Raw genomic sequence first — 210 nt, 5'->3', positions numbered from 1 at the left:
GTCGAGGCGGCTATTGAGCGTTTAAATAATCGCCCAAGAAAACTGTTGGGTTATACAGATAATGGGAGAATATACAGCTGCTGTAGCAGCCTAAAGGGTGATGCACTTCAGAGTTGAATGCAGGGAATTTCCTCATAACCAAGAGCGCATCGCTGCCAGAGTTATAACCGAATCTGGTGTTTGAGGGTTTGAAAGAAAGTAGCGTATCTG

General features: G+C 44.8%; 1 protein-coding gene. It reads right to left on the bottom strand.

The features are described from left to right. Positions 1-10 precede the first annotated feature (10 nt). Positions 11-210 (bottom strand): hypothetical protein (locus MO867_RS23405; protein ID WP_252473566.1); only part of this gene is annotated, 200 nt, incomplete at its 5' end.

The sequence above is a fragment of the Microbulbifer okhotskensis genome (assembly GCF_023895975.1).
GTDB classification, from domain to species: Bacteria; Pseudomonadota; Gammaproteobacteria; order Pseudomonadales; family Cellvibrionaceae; genus Microbulbifer; species Microbulbifer okhotskensis.
Note: the sequence above shows the minus strand (reverse complement) of the source record. Positions and strands in the feature narration are given on the sequence as shown.